This window comes from Bianquea renquensis (genome assembly GCF_014384895.1).
GTDB lineage: Bacteria > Bacillota > Clostridia > Lachnospirales > Bianqueaceae > Bianquea > Bianquea renquensis.
Map to the genome: position 1 here is coordinate 16,658 of NZ_JACRSQ010000032.1, position 19,843 is coordinate 36,500.

Genomic DNA, 19,843 nt, shown 5'->3' on the forward strand with positions numbered 1-19,843 from the left:
ATGAATACCATACCGAACATACAACCCTTCAATGAGATCTACTATAAGGATTGTTTTTACAATTCCGTTATTTCGGTTGTCGATCATTTCTCCGGCAGCCGTTATCCGATTCTTTCAAATGACATTCTCTTTTACAGGTTGTCCGACAGTACCGACCCATGTAGTTTGCAGATCGTTTATCAAGATGCCGATTCGTTGGGTCAAGTTCTGGAACGCACCGGTCTGACGGCTCGGACAATTGACCGGTGCGAACGTCTGATTGACGATATAGCTGCTTCCATCAACGCCGGCTGTCCAGTGGTCATCTGGGTGGATTGCTATTACGAATCCATCCGTAGGGATACCTATAATAAAATCCATTGGGGGCACACCCTGCTGCTTTACGGCATCGATCTTGATAACCGCCAATGCGCCATTATTGAGCATCAAAACCGCATGAATCTCAATTACCGCCCGCATATTGTGGGGTTTGACGATATCCTCCGACCTTATCAGGGATATTTGAAGGTGTTTTATCAGGCAAAATTTCCAACATTTTTTGCGTTCTCAAAAAATACCGATATCCCGCAGTTGGAGCCGGAAAGAAGGCGGCGAGTGGAGCGCGAGCGCCTGATTGGCCACATGCATACCTATGGGTCGCTCATACAACAAGGCCTGGATGATTTGCGGAAGGCTGTGGACCTGACCTACAATTGGTATATGGCCGCAGGACAACAGGAGATTGCTATGTGGATCGAATCGTTGAATAAAATCGTGAATGGCAAGTTTATAGAGCGTTACCGCTGTAAGATGCTGGGGTTGGGGGAGGATATCCTACAATTGCAACAAAATTCGCTGGAAGTGTTGAAGAAGATTCGGGCAGTGGTAGCTCGTGCATATTACAGCGGCAATAAGCTTTACGACGGCCTGATATTCTCTTCACTTCATAATTTTTATGAGTTGGAACAGCGAACGTATCAGAAACTATGTGCAGTTAAGCCTTTAACGGACGTTCGCTAGAAAGGATTGGATTACATGCGTTTGTATATGTTGCCGTACGCGGGAGGCTCCTCAACGGTTTATACAAAATGGAAACGATATTTCGACCCGAGTGCTATCGAGTGCGTTCCTATGGAGATAAACGGGCGAGGGAGTTTAACTGGGGTCCCTTTTTTTACCGACATGGATGCGGCGGTCCATAGCCTAATTGCCGGTTATCTGAACGATAGCAGTGAAAAAACAGCGTTGTTCGGGCATAGCATGGGGGGCATTCTGGCCTTTGAAATAGCCCGTGTTCTGACCCAAATGGGCCGTCCCCCGGTCCACCTGTTTATATCAGGAGCCAATACACCGGATTATCAGGAGGATACTTGGGACGTTCAGTCTATGAACGATGAACAGTTTCTCAATCATCTGGCAAAAATAGGCGGGTTCCAGGAAGAATTTTTTGATAATCCCGCCTATCAGGCATATTTTTTGCCGATTTTACGGGCAGATTACGCTCTTTTGCGTTCCCGTTCCCCGTACCATCCACAAGCACTCCCCTGTGGAATCACGGTGTTTAGCGGGATGGATGATCCGTATTCCATGGAGAATATCGAACACTGGGAGGAATTCAGCGAACAGGAGCTGACGGTATATCCATTGAAGGGAAACCATTTTTTTCTACACGAGCAGGCCGAATCTATGAGCAAAATCATAATAACACAGCTACAGGCTGCGATGCGAAAGGAAGGGTAATATGCGAACAGCGTTTCTTTTCCCCGGGCAAGGATGCCAGACGATCGGTATGGGAAAACCATTTTTTGATCAATTCACTTATGTCCGTGATATATATGAGGAAATCGGAGAGATGTTGGGTATCGACTTTCCTGCGCTATGTTTTGAAGGACCGGCTAAGGAATTGAACCGAACCATATACGCGCAGCCCGCCATTTTCGCGACTAGTCTGGCCGCTTTCCGGGTTTTCGTACGGGAAACGGGTATCGAGCCGGCGGTTTGCTGTGGCCACAGCATGGGAGAAATCACCGCGCTGACTGCCGCGGGGGCTATCGCCGTTCCGGAGGCATTGGAACTTATCCGGGTACGCGGCCAGCTGATGGAGGACTGCGCGGGCAGAAGACAAGGCGCTATGACTGCCGTTATGACAGAGGATCCGGTTTCGTTGCAGGAATTGTGCTGTCACATTGCGCAGGCGCTGGGGTTGGTATTGGCCGTTTCCAACTATAACTCCACCCAGCAGTCGGTGGTGTCCGGAGATTTGGCGGCAATTCAGGCCTTGGAAACGAAGCTGGAAAGCTGGGGCGTTAGGTCGGTTCGGTTAAAGACATCCGGAGCGTTCCATTGCCTTTTGATGAAAGAAGCGTCGGATGCGTTACGTCAGGTTTTGGACCGATATATCTTTCATTCGCCTGCCATTCCTGTCCTGTCCAATATGAGCGGCGAACTTTACAGTGATCAGAACAACATTCCGGACATGCTGTCACAGCAGATTCTCTCGCCTGTGCGATGGAAAAAGTGTATGGAGTCCATCCGTCGATATGCCAATCATGCAGTGGATGTCAGCCCCAACGGCGTACTGCGGCGGTTTATGGGAAAGGATGACATTCCCTGCGTGCATTTCAGCGCTATCGGTCAACTACAGGATTTTCGTGATTTGCCGGATAAATCTCCTTCCGGCGTAATGAACCCATCAGCGGCGGAGGCTTTTTTGAAGCGGTGCATTGTCGCCGCCATCAGTGTAAAAAACAGCAACTTTGACAATCAGCAGTATGAATCGCAGGTGATTACCCCTTATCGGGAGTTGGAATCTATGCTGAAAGAGGTAAAGGCAGGCGCTGAGTTGGACCGCGAGGGCAGGGAGGCGGTGCTCAGCCGGGTTTATGCCATTTTTCAACATAAAATGCTCTCTGACGATGTTCAGAAGGCTTGGATGGATGAGCTTGCGATGTTCTGAATTCGAGGAAATCCCGAAATAATGCCAGAAAGAAGGGAATAGATTTGGCCAAGCTATCGCCGCATCAGGTATCGGATATATGGCCGTTGCTGCCAATGCAGGAGAGCCTGCTCCTGTATTCTGAATCCATTGCAAAAAACCGCGATTACTACGGAAGATTTTGTTTTATTCTGAGCGGGAACCTGGACAAGGCCTGTTTTGATCAGGCGTGGGATTTTGTAGTTCAGCGCCATGAAATGTTGCGGGTTGTTTTCCGCTGGAAAGAAACAAAACAGCCGGTTCAGCTGGTACTGCAAGAGTATGAGCGGCCTGTACAGCATCTGGACTATTCTGAACAACCGGCGGAGGAAAAGGAACTCATCCAGCAGTTGCTGAATCGGACCATGATCGTCTCACCGGAAAGCAGCTGTTTTCAAGTGGTGCTGGCAAAATTGGCAGCCGGACGTTATGCAATGTGTATTTACAATCACCATGCCGTTTTCGACGGATGGAGTCTCAGCATTGTAATCCGGGATTTTTTTAGGGCGTATTCCCAAAGCTTTGGACTAGACGAGGGAGTGGTACGTGAACGTATCTGCTTCAAAACTTTTATCGATTATTACCGGAAGTTGCCCCTGCAGCCGCAGCGGCAGTTCTGGCAGGACAATTTGGAGGGCGCTTTACCTTGCCTACTGCAGGAGATCGATTTTACAGCAGATCGTGAAGAGGACGGCTCCAGCCGGAAGTTGTCTTTTGCCTTAGATCCTAGCCTGGTCAGCGATGTGAGACGGCTAGCCGGTGAAAGTACCGCCACCATGTCCAGCGTTCTGTTTTCTGCCTGGGCAAAATTATTGCAGGTGTATACCGGTCAGGACGATATTGTGTTCGGGACCACTTTGTCGATTCGCGACGAGCGGGTTATCGACATTGATAACAGTGTAGGACTCTATATGAATACGGTACCCTTCCGTTTGAAATCCGAGGATTGCACCACGGTACGCCAGGCTATTATGGCAATGAACGATGCGGTCCAGGACATGCAGAAAAACGCTTTGCTGCCACTGGACGAAATCGTAAAAACAGCACTCGGTGAACCGCTTTTCAACACCTTGTTGGTTGTGGAAAATTATCCAGTCGAAACATCAATAAAGGAAGGAGATCCCCTGCGCATTGCGGACATAGTTTATCAGGAGCAGAACAATTTCGACTTGACCGTCATCGTACAATGCGGTAGTCTTCTCCAGGTAACCATCTTGTATCAAAGCATCCTGTTTTCCAACAAGTATATCGAACGTTTGGCTGCTGTTTACCAACACATCCTCGAGGCTTTTTGTGTGGATCCGGATCAACAGCTGCATTCTATGGGGATCCTTTCGTCGCGGGATAGTCAAGCGATTCTCCGGCAGGGGATCGGCAAAACGGTCCCGATTCCCCGCCGGACCGTAGACGACATCTTTTTCACCCGGGCGGCGGAAATGCCCGAGGCAATCGCTTTGTATGATGCAGGGGGCTCGATGCGGTATGGGGAGGTGGCGCAAGCCGTTAATCGCTGGGCCGTATTTCTAACGGAAAAGGGGGTTTGCCCCGGCCAAGTCGTTGCCGTTTACTGCAAACGCTCCTGTGAACTGGTCCTGGCTTTTTTGGCAATCCTGTCCGCTGGCGGGGTATATTTGCCTTTGCGTGTGGACGATCCGTCTCCTCGTCTGCGCTATTTTATAGAGGACAGCGGCGCGGAATTTTTGCTCACCGACGATCCGGAACGCGCCACACAGTTCTGCGGCCCCGGAATCCACATATTCGATCTGACGCGGTCCGCGCTGCCTGAGACCACGCATTCACATCCCGCAGCGGGACATGGTCCGGAAGATCCCTGCTACATCATCTATACATCTGGCTCGACGGGAAATCCGAAAGGTGTTATGGTGTGCCACTGGGCGGTGGTCAATCGGATTCAATGGATGCAGAGGGAATATCCCTTGACACCGCTGGATAGAATTCTGCAGAAAACGCCGTGCACGTTTGATGTCTCGGTCTGGGAGTTGATTTGGTGGTTTTTTTCCGGCTGCGCTTGTTATCTGTTACCGCAGGGAGGAGAAAAAGATCCGGCGGTTATCCTACAATGGATTAATGAACAGGCCATCACCGTTTTACATTTTGTCCCCTCTATGCTTGAGCTTTTTCTTGAATATATACAGAGCCATCCGGAATTGGTAAACCGCGGTAGAGATCTGCTAGTGTTTTCAAGCGGTGAAGCGCTGATGGCACACCATATCCATGCCTTTTACGATGCTTTTGGCGATGGAGCCCGTTTGGTCAATCTATATGGACCCACAGAGGCGACGGTTGACGTATCTTACGCTGACTGCCGTCCCGATTCAAGCGAAATAGTGCCGATAGGCAGGCCTATCGACAACATCCGGCTATATGTTTTGGACTGCCATCGCAATCTAGTGCCTCCATGTGTCGCCGGCGAGTTATACATCGCAGGAGCTGGAGTTGCACAGGGGTATGTAAACCAGCCAGAACTGACGGCAAGTGTTTTTACAGTCGATTCCTATCAGGAAAATGCCCGTATGTATAAAACGGGAGATCAGGCAGCGTGGTCTGAGGACGGGCAGCTGTATTATCTTGGAAGACGTGACAAGCAGGTGAAAATTCATGGTATTCGGGTGGAACTGGGGGAAATTGAAAACGTTGTTGCTTCCTGCCGCGGCGTGCGCGGACTTGCCTTGGAACGGGTGGAAATCCAGCAAAATAGACCGGCCCTGGCCGCGTTTATAGTCTTAGACGAAGAGGGCTCCATCGAATCCATACGCCAGATGCTGTCGGGCAGATTGCCCGCTTTTATGATCCCCGAATTTATAATACCTGTGGAATCTATTCTGTTGACCCCCAACGGGAAAACCGATAGCCGCGCTATGCTGGAACAGTATGCGGATCAGATTAAAAATTGCAGCGACGCTCCGATTTCATCCTTTGGAGACGATCCGGTTTCCACTGCTGTAAAATATGCCGTGGAGGCGACACTGAACGTTCGCGTGTGGGGGGAGCGGGACTCTTTCTATGACTTGGGTGGAAATTCGTTAACCGCCGTGCGGATTGTGAATCAAATCGGCAAAAGCCTGGATATGGAGGTTCCCGTTTCCCTGTTGCTGTCCAATCCGGTTATCGTCGATTTCGTTGAGGCGATCCGTGCCCGGCGACAACCGGACAGGTGTCTGTCCCCTATCGCCCCCTGCTTTTCCAGCGACGGCCTGTACGACGTTTCGCCGCAGCAAAAACGCCTGTATCTTTTGCATGAGCTTTGCAACCGTGATACGCGGTATAATATGTCCATTTCCTTTCGAATCAACGGAAAGCTGGACACAGATGGTTTTCAGCTGGCTATCGACCGCCTTGTGGAGCGCCATGAATCCCTGCGGACCAGTTTTGTTTACTGCGACGGTGTCCTTCGGCAGCGCGTTCATGAGCCGTTTTCCCTGACTATTGAGCATTATCGTCTCCGCGACGACAGCGAAGATGCCGTACAGTCTGTCATACGACAATTTGACCGTCCTTTTTGTCTCAGCGAGGCCCCCTTGTTCCGTGTCGGAATGGCGGCGATTTCTTGTGATCAATGCATTCTTATGTTCTCTATGCATCATATTATTGCCGATGGGATATCGGTTAAAATACTGATCCGAGATTTCATGGCGCTGTACAACGGCGATCAGTTGGAGCCGCAGTCTGTATCCTACAAGGATTACGTACCATGGCATCTCAGCTTTCTGAACTCCGATGGATATAAAAAACAAATGGAGTATTGGGTTCAGCGTTATGCGGGAGATATTCCCTTACTCGCCATGCCGACGGATTTCAGCCGTCCCTGTGTACACACAGGGCGGGGCCGCCAGATAGCGATGGAATTACCGGCGGCGGATCTGCAGGCTTTACGCGCCTTTGCTCAGGCAAACGACTGCAGTTTATTCATGGTGCTGCTCACCGCGTACTATAGCCTTTTGTGGCGGTATACAGGGCAGGAGGATATAGTTGTCGGGACACCTGTCGCTTTAAGACGACAGGCGGATATTGAAACTATGGTAGGAGTTTTTATTAACACTTTGCCTCTGCGTGTGGATCCGAAACCGGAAGAGTCGTTCCGTTATTTTCTGTCGCGCGTCAAAAAGACCGTCCTGGAGGCTTTTGACTGCCAGGATGCCCATTTTGAATCCCTGGTCGAAGCCGTAGCTCCCCGACGTGATCCTTCTCGCAACGCACTGTTTGATACCATGTTTGTTTTACAGCCCACGGATATGAAAACGATTATATTGCGCGAATTGAGCGTTAAGATCATCGAAAGTCAAACGCTGTCCTCACAGGTGGATTTCAGCCTAATCGCCGAAGAACGGGATTCTTCGCTGTTTCTGCAATTGGAGTATTGTCCAGATTTATTCTTTCACGATTCCATGGAGTTGTTTTTGTACCGGTATGTTCAGCTAGTCCGGACATGTCCGAAGAATCCAGAGATCGCGCTTTCCGAATTGTCGTACTGGCTCCCTGAGGAGAAAATTCGTCTGGGTGTGGGTAGCAGCTTGCTTCCGAGATACCAATCTGAAATGCCTTTGCTCGACCGTTTCTTTGATACGGCAGATCGCGATCCTTCCCGTTTAGCTGTCATAGGGGAAGACGAAACCCTAACCTATGAGGAACTGGACAGGCGTTCCACTCATCTGGCGTTATATTTGCGTCAATGTGGCATAGGACCTAACTGTCCGGTTCTGGTTTATGCTTCGCGCACCTCATGGGCCATCGTTTGCTTTGTGTCCATATGGAAAGCCGGCGGTGCCTGCGTATTCCTGGATACACTGCATATGCCGGTTCAGCGGGTCAAGCGCATAGCGGATAGTCTTAGCGCCACGGTATTGTTAAGCGACCTTACGCAACAAAATCTGAAAGAAATCGCCAGCGAAGGTTGCTGCATCGTAACTCGCAACCATATTCCGGAGGGACTCGCTGAGTCGAACTGTCGGCTCGATCCGGGAACTGGACCAGATGATATCGCCTATATTGTCTATACTTCCGGTTCCACTGGAATTCCCAAGGGAATTTTGGTACAGCATCGGCAGTTGATGAACATGACTAACGTGTGGAAGCAGGAATACCCTTTGGACAATGCTGTTCTGCTGCAAATCGCCGGGTTTTCTTTTGACGTTTTTATCGGCGATGTGATGCGGAGCATTTTCAGTGCTGGTACGATGGTTTTATGCGGTGACGACCACCGGCTGGACCTCTCGTGGATGGCCTCTGCCATTGAACGCTATGCGGTTACAATCTTCGAGGCGACGCCTGTGTTGGCGATTTCGCTCCTGGATTATATGTATGATATTGGCCAATCGGCGGATTCACTGTCAATGATTGTCATCGGTTCGGACGTATGCATGGTGGACGATTACCGTCGGATCCTTGGACGCTATGGTGAAAAGGCTCGTGTCATAAATAGCTACGGTGTATCTGAGGCAACCATCGACACGAGCTATTACGAGGAAAAACCCGGCAGGCCTAATCCGCTGGTCATTCATAGCCTTCCTATTGGAAAACCCATGGTGACATGTACTATGTCGGTATGTGATTTGAACGGAAATCCCCTCCCTTCAGGAATCACGGGTGAATTGTACATAGGCGGTCCATCTGTAGCCAAAGGCTACTGGGAGTTTTCCGATTTGACCGCGCAGAGGTTTATTGAAACGCCGGATGGTCGTCTGTACCGTACAGGCGATATGGCCCGCTGGCTGCCTGATGGCAACCTGCTGTTTCTGGGACGAAAGGATTTTCAGATCAAAATCCGGGGCTTTCGCATTGAGATTGAAGAAATTGAACGCGTTATCGCCTCCCATCCGCAGGTCGCCTTTGCCGCCGTATTCTGTAGGGGGACAGCGAGTGACACGTTTTTCTTAAGCGCTGCCCTCACCAAAGCCGATGACGACATGGATTTGGATGACGTGCAAAATTATGTGCGGGCTAATCTGCCGTCCTATATGATCCCTGCACAGTACTATATCGTGGACAGCATACCGCTGAATGCAAACGGCAAAATAGACAGAAAACAGCTTGAGCGTTTATTACCGAATTTCTCATTCACCCCGGCTTCACAGCCGGTGACCGAAGAGGAGAGCGAGCTTATCTGGCTTTGGAAGGATCTCCTAAGAATGCAGGATATTGGGCCGGACGACAGCTTTTTTGAGATTGGAGGAAATTCCGCCCTCGTGCTGCAACTGTTTACCCGGCTTCAAGACCGTTACAAGTCTCTTCAGATCAGCGATCTATTTTCCTATCATACCCCGCGCATGTTTATCCAGCATATGCAGGCGCAACGGGCGCAAGCTCTGGACGCTCAACCAGAGAGAACACAAGAAAATGCGTATGAAATTCTTTTAGAAAATATGCTCTGCGGAAACATCGATAAAGCAAGGGGTATGGATGCTATAAAGGAGCGTGGACTCAATGGATAATATCCGGGAATATATTGTCGATCAGGTGTTGCAAAATCATTTGGATAAAAAACAAGGCGCCAGATATCTGCAGGAATTGGATGACCGCTCTGCTTCCATAGTAAAAGATATCGCTGTAATTGGCATGGCGGGGCGGTTTCCAAAAGCGGAATCCCTTGCTGCATTCTGGGATCTGCTGGTTAACGGGGAGGATTGCATCGGTCCATATCCAATGGACCGGCAGCGATATGTCAACCCATATGTAGCCGGAGAACTGGGTATTGCCGCCGACCAGATCGAATACTACGACGGAGGATATTTGTCCCGCATTTTCGATTTTGACGCTGAGTCGTTTCATATCGCCCCCGGGGAGGCGAAGGTGATCGATCCGCAGCAACGAATTCTGCTGCAGGAAGCGGCGAAGGCTTTGCTGGATGCGGGATATACTAGAGAGCAGGTAAACGGATCGTCCACCGGTGTTTATATAGGCTGCAGCCAATCGGATTACGGGCGGTTGATTCCGGTTACGGAGCCCTCGGCAGTCGCTGGGAATCTTGCCTCGATCCTAGCCAGCCGCATCAGTTATTTTTATAATTTTACCGGCCCATCACTGGTCATTGACACGTCGTGCTCGTCGTCCCTTGTAGCTCTAGTGCAGGCTTGCCGTGATTTGTACGAGGGCCGTATACACATGGCGGTTGTCGGCGGTGTCAACCTCAATCTTTTTCCTGTAAAGCTGGATACCTATGGAGTGCGTACCGAAGCACCCGACTGCCGATGCAAGGCATTTGATGAGATGGCGGATGGCATCGGCTCAGGCGAGGGATGCGGGGTGGTGATCCTGAAAACCCTGACTTTGGCAAAGGCCCAAAACAACCGTATTTACGCCGTTGTAAAAGGCGCTTCTGTGAACAACGATGGGAAAACCTCTGGTATAACGGTACCGAACCCGATCGCGCAACAAAATCTTATTATGAGCGCCTGGAAGGATGCCGGTATCCGGCCCGACGATGTATCGTATATCGAAGCGCACGGCACCGGTACTCCCATTGGTGATCCTATTGAAATTCAAGGAATTGACGGTGCCTTCAAACAGTGCGCTGCCCGGAATCATCGGTGCGCGGTCGGTTCGGTTAAAACCAACATTGGCCATCTGGATTCTGCCTCGGGTATCGCTTCGTTTATAAAAACGGCTTTGATGCTGCATAACCGCTTTCTGCCCAAATCTCTGCATTTTCACCGCTTCAGCCCCTTGGTGGACACTGACGCGTTATCCCTCTACATACAGACCGAAGGAGAACCTTGGCGGACGCAATCCGGGCGCTTGATTGCCGGCGTCAGCGCTTTCGGGCTCAGCGGGACTAACTGCCATGTGGTTTTAGAGAATATTGCGGACAACGGCACGCCTACGCAGCGTGAGATTCCGGTGAGCGGGGCTGATTCCCGGAGACCTCTGGAAATCGTGTATGATTATACACCCCATGGCACCGCCTGCAGGCTAAATAGCACTGCGGAGGGGGAAAAAACTCCCATCGGTGGCTATTCCGCCTTTGCAGATACGTTGCGCTTTGGTGAATCGATCATGCAGACATCAAGGGTTACTGGAAACGTGGAAAAGCAGGATTTGCTAGACCGTTATGCGGTGTCGCTTATAGTGGAATATCTCCAGAGCCAAGGGATTGTACTGGAATATCCGTGTACAATGGAGGATATACGCAAACAAGCGGCAGTTACAGAGCAGTATCGTCGTCTCTTCGATTATATGGTCGGGGTTCTGATCCAGAGACACATTGTGGTGTCAGATCGGGATACCATATGCCTATCAACGGATTACCGGCATACACCCGCTCAGGAATTGCTGGAATCAGCGGTACGCCAACTGCCTGACGATCACGGGGAGTTCCTGCTACTGCGGTATTGCCTGGAGGCATATCCGGAGATATTGTCCGGGAAGACCAATGCGCTGAGAGTTCTGTATCCCAAAGGAAACAACGATCTAATCCATCAATACGTGAGGGATCACCATCCGCTGGCAGACAGCATTCAGCTTGTAGGAAAACAAGCTGTTGCCCAATATGTAAACAGGATGAAGAACCGGCCGCTGAAAATTCTTGAAATTGGCGCCGGCGCTGGTATCTTCACACAGCAAGTGCTTCCTCTTCTCGTGGGATTGGACGTGGAATACTATTTCACCGATATTAGCAACGGGTATCTCGTGGATGCCCGGGAAAGGTTTCGCAAGTATCCCTTTGTTCAATATCATGTATTGGACATTAATGAGAAGCCGGCCATTTCCCTTGCCGGGAGCATGGACCTTGTTATCGGTCTGAATGTCGTTCATACTGTGGCGGATGTCACGACGGCGCTAAGCAATATCGGCGATTATTTACAGAAAGACGGTATGCTCGTCCTCGTTGAAGACGTCAGTGACGCTGTATGGACCACATTGGTTTGGGGCTTGACAGACGGATGGTGGACATTTCATGATGTTTCTTTGCGTCATTGCTCACCGCTGATGTCGATAGAAAAGTGGAAAAAAGCGTTATCTGACTCCGGATATACCGATGCGGTGAGCTTGCCTTCGGATCAGAGACTGTTTCCTGAGGTAGACAATGCGCTGATTGCTGCGCGGAAAAGCGATGCTTATGACCCGTGGAAAGATTTACATGATGCGGTTTGGCTAGAAACTCCGTTAAAAAAATCCACGACGTACGCTTTAGATGGAAGATGGATCGTTTTTCGCACCAATGGAGATATCGGTCGCTGCGTGGACAATCTGTTGATGAATAGGGGAGTAGATACGATTGCTGTGGAGCCGGCGGCGGTATACGAAGAAGTTGTGCCGCAACGGCAATACCGTGTACGACCAAACAACGCCCTAGACATGGGCCACCTGCTGGCCGGTTTGTGTCTGGATAAAAAGCCTGTATCCGGTATTTTGTACATGTGGGGACTGGAGAACGGCCATGAGGATACACAGACATGGTCCGACAGCCTTTTGGGGTTCTATCATCTGGTTCGTGAAATAAGCCATCTGCAGAACAGGCTGATTCCCGTTACCCTTGTAACGGACCGCGCCGTACACGCTCTAGATACTGATACCGGTATCCAGCCGGAGAAGGCGGCGTTGTGGGGGTTCAGTCGTGTAGTCAGTCAGGAATATCCCCTGCTGCAGTGTGGGTGCATGGATGTCGAAACGCACATAGACAGCATTTCCGCCGCGAGGGTTATTGTGGAGGAGGCAGCTGTTCCTATCAGCGAACGGGCGTATACCGTCGCTTACCGCGGCCAAACGCGTCTTGTCCAGCATATTGTGCCGTTGTCCGCGCAGGAATCAACGGACGGCTCCTGGGTGAGGGACGGCGATGTTATTCTCTTAGCCGGGGGAATGGGATACGTCGGTCTTCATTTATGCCTGACAATTGCCTCCGCGGTTCGTAATCCCACTTTTATCCTGGTGGGAAGGACGATGCTACCCAGGCGGGAGGAATGGCCTTCACTTCTGGAGACGTTGCCACAGAATGAAAAACTCCGCTATCAAATAGAAGCTATACAGGCTATCGAACAAAGGGGAGCAGCTGTCGTCACGATGGTGGGAGATGTGACGGATAAAGAGACTTTATCCGATATCTGTGAATTGGTGCGGCGGAAATACGGACGGATAAACGGTGTGCTGAATTGCGTCATGCAAGTTTATCGCAAGTCTGTGTCCGAATTGACCGCCGGCGAACTGTATACTGCCGTTTCTGCAAAAATCCAGTCGGTTATGAACCTTGATGAGGTGACTGAGGAGGATGCACCACGTTTTTTTGTGATGTTGTCTTCAGTGTCCTCTGTATTTGGGGGAGCCGGGCGGTCAGATTGTGCGGCGGCTAATATGGTGCAGGATGTCTACACCTATGTCCGCAGGCGGCGCCGTGCGGATCAGTATACGCTGGCACTTTCCCTGCCGGGTCTGGCCCAGGATAAGCCGGATTTGGAAGAACCATTTCCCATCATGAGCGCGGCAGAGTTTGATGCCGCTTTCCGCCGGATTATGGTTTTGCGGAACCCGTTTATCCTTTTTGAGGATTTGGAGGAGCAACGCCTGACTCGGCTGCAAAGTCTTCTGCGGGTTCCGATTGATTTCAGAGCTTCCGCCACCTGTGCTCGACCGGTATCCCCGGCCCTTACGGAGACTGACGGCGCGGCGAAATCGGAGCAAGCTCCAGTAGGCACGGGATACTCTGATAAGATTCCTGAAAAAATACGTCGAATCTGGCTGGAGGTTCTGGGATACAGTGACATCGACGAAAATGAAGACTTTTTCAATGTTGGAGGCGACTCACTGATGGCCATCAAATTGCTGGACAGTATCAAGGATACGTTCGGCTTGGACCTGGATGTCTCTGTGATCTTCACCTATCCGTCTTTACACAGTTTCACAGATTATGTAAAGCAGCAATTCGCACCCCAAATCGTCCCCTCCTCCTGCGTCGACGAATTGGCGGATTTGCTGGATTTGGTGCAGACAGGAACCATGTCGGTGGACCTGGCGGTTCAACGACTTTCCGACAAAAAAGACGAGTAGGAGAGGAGAAGATCTATGGACTTTTTACTGTTGCAGAGCGATTATTTCGGACAAGTGTACAAAGCAATCCAGATTTTTGAAAAAATTCTATCTGACAGCGACGCTGACTTTGCCTTCATACACGGTGAACACGATTTTTCCTATGACAGGCTGGAAACATGGCTGAAGGAAAACGCCGATGTCAAAATGGTGCTGATGAGTGTATGGTGCTACAATAATCGTACCGTTATTGAAATACTTGATCGCATCCAGTTACTGGCGCCGCGGGCCACAGTTTTAATCGGCGGATGGCTCCCGAACCTACTGCAGTTGGACGTCTTTGCCCTGCATCCACATATTGACGCCGTTTTTCTGGGAGATGGCGAGGATATGCTGGTCGAGTTGATTCGTAGAACCCCTTTGTCTGACATTCACGGTTTATATTGTCGGGACAGGATACAGCAGTATCGTTCCATTGAATACCTTTGCACGGATCATGAAAACGATGTGATGATTCCTGGACCGTCTGTTATTCCTCTGTCCGGCTGTGGATCGAAATGCCGTTTTTGTTCCGTTATACATAACCGGCAGAATTTTTGGAAAAAGTCGCTGGAACGGGTTGAAGAGGAAATCATGTTTCAAAAAAGTCAGGGTATAACGGAACTGTATCTCGGATATGATAACGTGCTTATGAATCGCACACTGGCGTTACAATATACGGCATTGTTACGAAAACACGGGATATATTTTGCCACCACAGGGCGTGTTGATCAGATTGACGAAACGTTCATAGCGCAGATATCCCGGGACGGGTGCCGCCGCCTTGATTTCGGTATTGAAAATGCCAGTGAACGGCTTTCTCAATATATCAACAAAAACCTGAGCGTGGATATGATGTACGATGCGGCAGTCATCTGCCGCAAATACGGAGTTTTGCCTTTTGCCTTTCTCATCAGCGGATTTGATACGGAAGACGATTATGATCGCGAACAAAACCTACGTTTAGTAAAAGAATCGGATTTTCTCCTTTTTGAAATCAATCGGTACAAGGATTATGTCGGGTCTGATTTTTCCAATGGAATCCGTAATTTTAACGTTTTGGCTCTCTCTCCGTATTATCAATATGAGACATGCTATGGGCTGTTTGAGGATAAAACGGCGTGTTTGAACGCGCAGGCACACTTTTACCATCTTCAGCGGTATGCCTCGTTTTGTATGTTTGAAAAAATGAACGTCTATCTCCAACAGGCAAACGAGAGCCAGCGCCGGCAATACTGGGTATCGTTTATGGATGCCACTTTCGACATGACGATTCCCATTGATGCGGTCAAAGTGAGCGATGCAAGCATACGCCGGGAGATGGAGTACCATTGGAAAATCAAACAGCTGAACTGGTACAAAAAACAAAAGGTACTAGAACTTGTTTTCCCGCAAAAATATTTTATTGATAAAGCAGCACTTGAGCAAGACGGGCGGGTAGTTCCTATTTATGTAAGCGACAGCGAAGTCGATGAACATATCCGCATGCTTTATGGAGATGAATAATATGTCAGACATCAAACAAATCCTCCGACTGCTTCATCAGGGTGAGATTTCAAAAAGCGCGGCTTATCAAATCATCAAATCTCTTGAGTCTCCGACGCAGCGGCACGGTTCAGAGTCGGATGCCTTTGCCGTGGTTGGAATGAGTTGCCGGTATCCTCAGTCTGCCGATATCGATGAGTTTTGGCGCCATCTTGTGAACGGTACGGATTTAGTTGGACCAATGCCCTCCAGTCGCAAGGAATTGTTGCGCCCATTTTTCGGGGACAGCATCGATATGCTGGGTGAAACGAATCACTGTGGATATTTGGAAGACGTTGACCTGTTTGATCCGGATTTTTTCGGCATCTCGGAGAGGGAAGCTAAGTTAATGGATCCCCAGCAACGTATCTTTCTCGAAGTGGCCTACCAGGCTTGTGAAAACGCAGGATATTCGATTGCTTCCCTCGACAACAGCGACACCGGTGTATTCATCGGAAACAGTGCCAGCGAATATTACCGACTGACGAATACCGGCGATGCTTTGCTGATTACAGGGAATTCCTCCCCTTTTATATGCGGCCGGCTTTCCTACTGGCTCAACTTAAAGGGTCCAAGCATGATGATCAATACAGCTTGCTCATCCTCTCTGGTTGCGTTGCATACCGCCTGCGCCTCCATACGCGAGGGAGCGTGCAGCATGGCGCTGGTCGGTGGCGTTTCACTTTTCCTGATCCCGGAGTCGCAAAACGGTGTCTGGGAAACCATCGGAATAACGTCTTGTGATAAGCGATGCAAACCGTTTGATGCATCGGCGAACGGCATTGTCAAGGGGGAGGGGTGCGGTGTAGTGCTCATAAAGTCCTTGGAGCAGGCGCAAAAAGATAACGACCGGATTTACGCGGTGATAAAAGGAAGCGCGGTCAATCACGATGGACGTTCCAACGGACTTACGTCGCCAAATCCTGTCTCCCAGACGGCTGCTATCGAACAAGCCTGGAACGCGGCGGGAGTGGATCCGGAAACCATATCGTACATTGAAGCGCACGGTACTGGTACCCAGCTGGGAGATCCCATTGAAATTAATGGAATCGCCGACGCTTTTCGCAAGTACACCGACAAGAAGCAGTTTTGCGCGGTGGGCTCCTCAAAATCCAATGTCGGACACCTGGCGGACGGCGCTGCGGGTATAACGGCATTTATTAAAACGGTTTTGGCGCTCTGGCATCGCGAATTGCCTGCCACCATTCACCTGCAGTATCCCAACCCCTATATTCGGTTTATTGATGGCCCGATTTATCTGAATACCAAAACTACTCCATGGCGCGAAAGTCATCCTTTGCGTGCAGGGGTGAGTTCGTTTGGATTGAGCGGGACCAATTGTCATGCAGTGCTGGAGGAGGCTCCCAAAGTGCCGGATACCTTCATAAAAGAAGAGGAGCTGCAGGATCAGCCGATGGTTGCGGTTCTGTCGGCGCATAGTGCCGATTCCCTGAGAAAACTGGTTTGCCGGCATCGCGCTCGTATTTCTTCATTAAAACCGGAAGAATGGGCTGATTATATTTATACCTGTGCGAGAAGAAGCGTGTTACAACATAGACTAGCCATCGTTTGTGTGAATGCCAGAGACTTATCTGAGAAATTGAATGTGTTTCTTTCGAACTGTAAAACGGATACGAACAGCGGGATATTCACTGGTGTATGCAGCAAATCCATGAAAAAAACTATGCTGGCTTGGGAGCCGCAGACTCCTGAAGAGTTGGCGCAGTATTACTGCGCCAGCCAGCAGTGTAAGACTTCTCTGCTGTATCCCCGCCAGCAGTGCCGGGTTATTTCGTTGCCGATCTATCCGTTTGACCATAAATCTTACTGGTTGGATCCTTCAAATACGGTGAAGAATCCGCCGACGGACGTTCCGTGTATTCTTCCGCCTATACCTGAGAACGACTTGCAGACAGCGGATAGCCGTGATAAACGGAACGGGCCCGTCCTGGACCGGCTGAGACAGATATGCATTGATATTCTGAATATTTCATCCATCGATATGGATAGCAATTTCTTTGAGCTGGGTGGACAGTCCATAAAGATGATTCAATTGGTGACGGCTTTTCATCAGGAATTTGGTGTCGCTGTTCCTCTGAGCGATTTGTTCGACCATCCGACCCTTCGTTATGTTTACCGGGTCATCAAATCTGCCGACGGCGGTGACAGTGAGCGCTCCATTCCAAAGTCAACGGTCATTGGTGGAGTTTACCCTTTGTCTTCCGCACAAAAACGTATCTATGTATTTTATCAGTTCAGGCCGGACAGCACCTGTTACAATATGTGCTGTGCGTTGGAGATTCACGGTGATTTTCATGTCGGCAAGGTTCAGGAAATAATGGAAAGTCTCATAGCGCGCCACGACAGTTTCCGAACTAGCTTCATAATTGAGAATAATGAAGTGGTGCAGCGGATTGCGGACCATGTGGAGTTTCGCGTTGACGTGGAAAAAAATACTACCCACATTGAATCAATCAAACGGAAGTTTGTCCGGCCTTTTGATCTAGCGAAATCGCCATTGCTCCGCGTCATGGTGGCAATAGCCGGTGAGCGGCATTACTATTTGTTGGTGGACATGCACCATATCATATCTGACGGTACTTCCATGGGTTTGTTGATCGACGAATTTATGGCCCTGTATGAAGGGCGCGATTTACCTCCGGTGAAAGTGGATTACCGGGATTACACTATGTGGCAGGAGCAAAGAAAAAACAGCGAAGAGCTGGCAACACAACGGACTTTCTGGCTTGATCAATATGCCGATCCGGTAACGGAACTGACGCTGCCTTTTGATTTTCCGCGTCCGGTCCATACCTCCTATCAGGGTCATACCCTACATTTCCAATTAGAGGACGAGCTGTTCCGGTCGCTTAAAAAGGCCTGTGCAAGTGAAAACGTAACTAGTTTCGTCTGGATGCTGGCTATCTACTATTTGACCTTGTTTCAAGAATCTGGACAGAAGGATATTGTCGTGGGCGTTCCCATTTCCGGCCGCAATCATGCCGATATTCAAAAAACCATTGGGATGTTTGTTAATACTCTGCCCATACGGTGCCGTATAGATGACGGGCAGTCCATCGTTGCGTTTATCCAATATCTGCGTGCCGTTGTTCTGGAGGCGTTTAACAATCAGGATTATCCGTTTGAAGAATTGGTCAACGCTTTGAAACTGCCGAGAAGTACCAATCAGAATCCTCTTTTTACCGTGTGCTTTGTTATGCAGAATATGTATTATCCCAATTTGGAGCTGAAGGATACGACCATAAAAACCATACCACTTGAAAATGAAATCTCCATTTTTGATATTCGAATGGATGTACGGGAATTTGATGAGCAGTTCCATCTTTTTGTAGAATATAATACCGATATTTTTCATGAAAATACGATCAATAGATTTGCCTTGCGATATATGGATTTCTGTAGGCATTCATTAGATACTAAGGAGCTTTCCATCAGTGAAGTCTGCGAGAAAGTGATGGAATCTCATCCACACACAGCATCGGAAACGCCGTTGACGTTTGATTTGTAGAAGGGGATGTCTTATTGGGGCGAATAGGACCTATAGAGAATGCTTACAAGGAGAAAGTTTGAAACAAGAAGTAGAGGTAAACCACCGAAAAAGCGTATAGCAAAGAAGCCACTCCAAAATTAGCGGGTGTATACAACTGCAAAGTTTAATAACAGAGATATGACAATGGTTACTGGTTAGCGATTGTATATCCCCTAAGTCTAAGAAGTTCAAGAGCCTGAGATACTGTTAAAATCTTTTCCTAATTGATAGGTCTGTGCTCCAGGAATTCTTCAGGGTTGTAAGGTTCAAGCTTACTCAGCATGTTCCAGATAGCGGTCAGGAGCATCTTGCAGACAGCGATGATTGCCTTTTTATGTCCCCGGTGGGATTTGATCCTGTGATACCTCTCTTTAAATTCAGGGTGTTTTTTGGATTTGATTAAGGCGCTGGCAACCTGGACAAGAAGAGGTTTCAAATAACTGCCGGCGCGGGAAATTCGTTTGGATTTATGAATGGTATAGCTGCCTTCTTGAGTTGACGGCGAAAGGATTTGAAGCTGGGGTCGCCGAGGATATAACCTCCCAGTTTTTGAATGATGAATTTTTCCAATATCAGATTGTGATTGAAAGGGAACAACGTCAGATGCTAAAGGAACTGATATGTAAAGATAAGCAGTACTATACAATCTTTAATACGGCTGCAATGGCGAGGAGCAAGATCGAAAATTAGAAGTAGAGGATATTCATTATCTTTGGCACACGACAAATAAGCCATCTTTCGGTGGCAGCTTTAAAAATTGAATATTGAGAATGTTAAGGTTATGCAGTTGCTGACTTAAT

General features: G+C 49.2%; 7 protein-coding genes and 2 pseudogenes. 8 read left to right on the forward strand and 1 reads right to left on the reverse strand.

Annotated features, from left to right (window positions below):
* From H8730_RS14820 to H8730_RS14850, 8 genes and pseudogenes are all read left to right on the forward strand, one after another.
* Entirely contained in the window at positions 1 to 999 is a 999-nt protein-coding gene (locus H8730_RS14820) for a BtrH N-terminal domain-containing protein (RefSeq protein WP_249290086.1), read from the forward strand.
* 15 nt (positions 1,000 to 1,014) lie between these two features.
* Positions 1,015 to 1,719, forward strand: a complete 705-nt coding sequence (locus H8730_RS14825) for a thioesterase II family protein (RefSeq protein WP_177714089.1) — start codon at positions 1,015 to 1,017, stop codon at positions 1,717 to 1,719.
* Position 1,720: 1 nt separating this feature from the next.
* The gene (locus H8730_RS14830) at positions 1,721 to 2,935 is read left to right on the forward strand and encodes an ACP S-malonyltransferase (protein WP_283244002.1); all 1,215 of its coding nucleotides are present in this window, start codon (positions 1,721 to 1,723) and stop codon (positions 2,933 to 2,935) included.
* A gap of 44 nt (positions 2,936 to 2,979) precedes the next feature.
* The gene (locus tag H8730_RS14835; RefSeq protein WP_177714087.1) at positions 2,980 to 9,402 is read left to right on the forward strand and encodes a non-ribosomal peptide synthetase; all 6,423 of its coding nucleotides are present in this window, start codon (positions 2,980 to 2,982) and stop codon (positions 9,400 to 9,402) included.
* Positions 9,395 to 10,225, forward strand: a pseudogene (locus H8730_RS18100) (beta-ketoacyl [acyl carrier protein] synthase domain-containing protein); the annotation flags it as partial. The gene H8730_RS14835 and the pseudogene H8730_RS18100, both read left to right, overlap by 8 nt.
* Entirely contained in the window at positions 10,217 to 13,951 is a 3,735-nt protein-coding gene (locus H8730_RS14840; RefSeq protein ID WP_430385391.1) for a KR domain-containing protein, read from the forward strand. The pseudogene H8730_RS18100 and the gene H8730_RS14840, both read left to right, overlap by 9 nt.
* 15 nt (positions 13,952 to 13,966) lie before the next feature.
* Entirely contained in the window at positions 13,967 to 15,475 is a 1,509-nt protein-coding gene (locus H8730_RS14845) for a B12-binding domain-containing radical SAM protein (protein ID WP_177714085.1), read from the forward strand.
* Between the two features lies 1 nt (position 15,476).
* Entirely contained in the window at positions 15,477 to 19,022 is a 3,546-nt protein-coding gene (locus H8730_RS14850; RefSeq protein WP_249290087.1) for a condensation domain-containing protein, read from the forward strand.
* 169 nt (positions 19,023 to 19,191) lie between these two features.
* On the opposite strand, the pseudogene H8730_RS18105 reads toward H8730_RS14850, so the two are convergent.
* Positions 19,192 to 19,512, reverse strand: a pseudogene (locus tag H8730_RS18105) (IS110 family RNA-guided transposase); the annotation flags it as partial.
* Between the last annotated feature and the right edge of the window lie 331 nt (positions 19,513 to 19,843).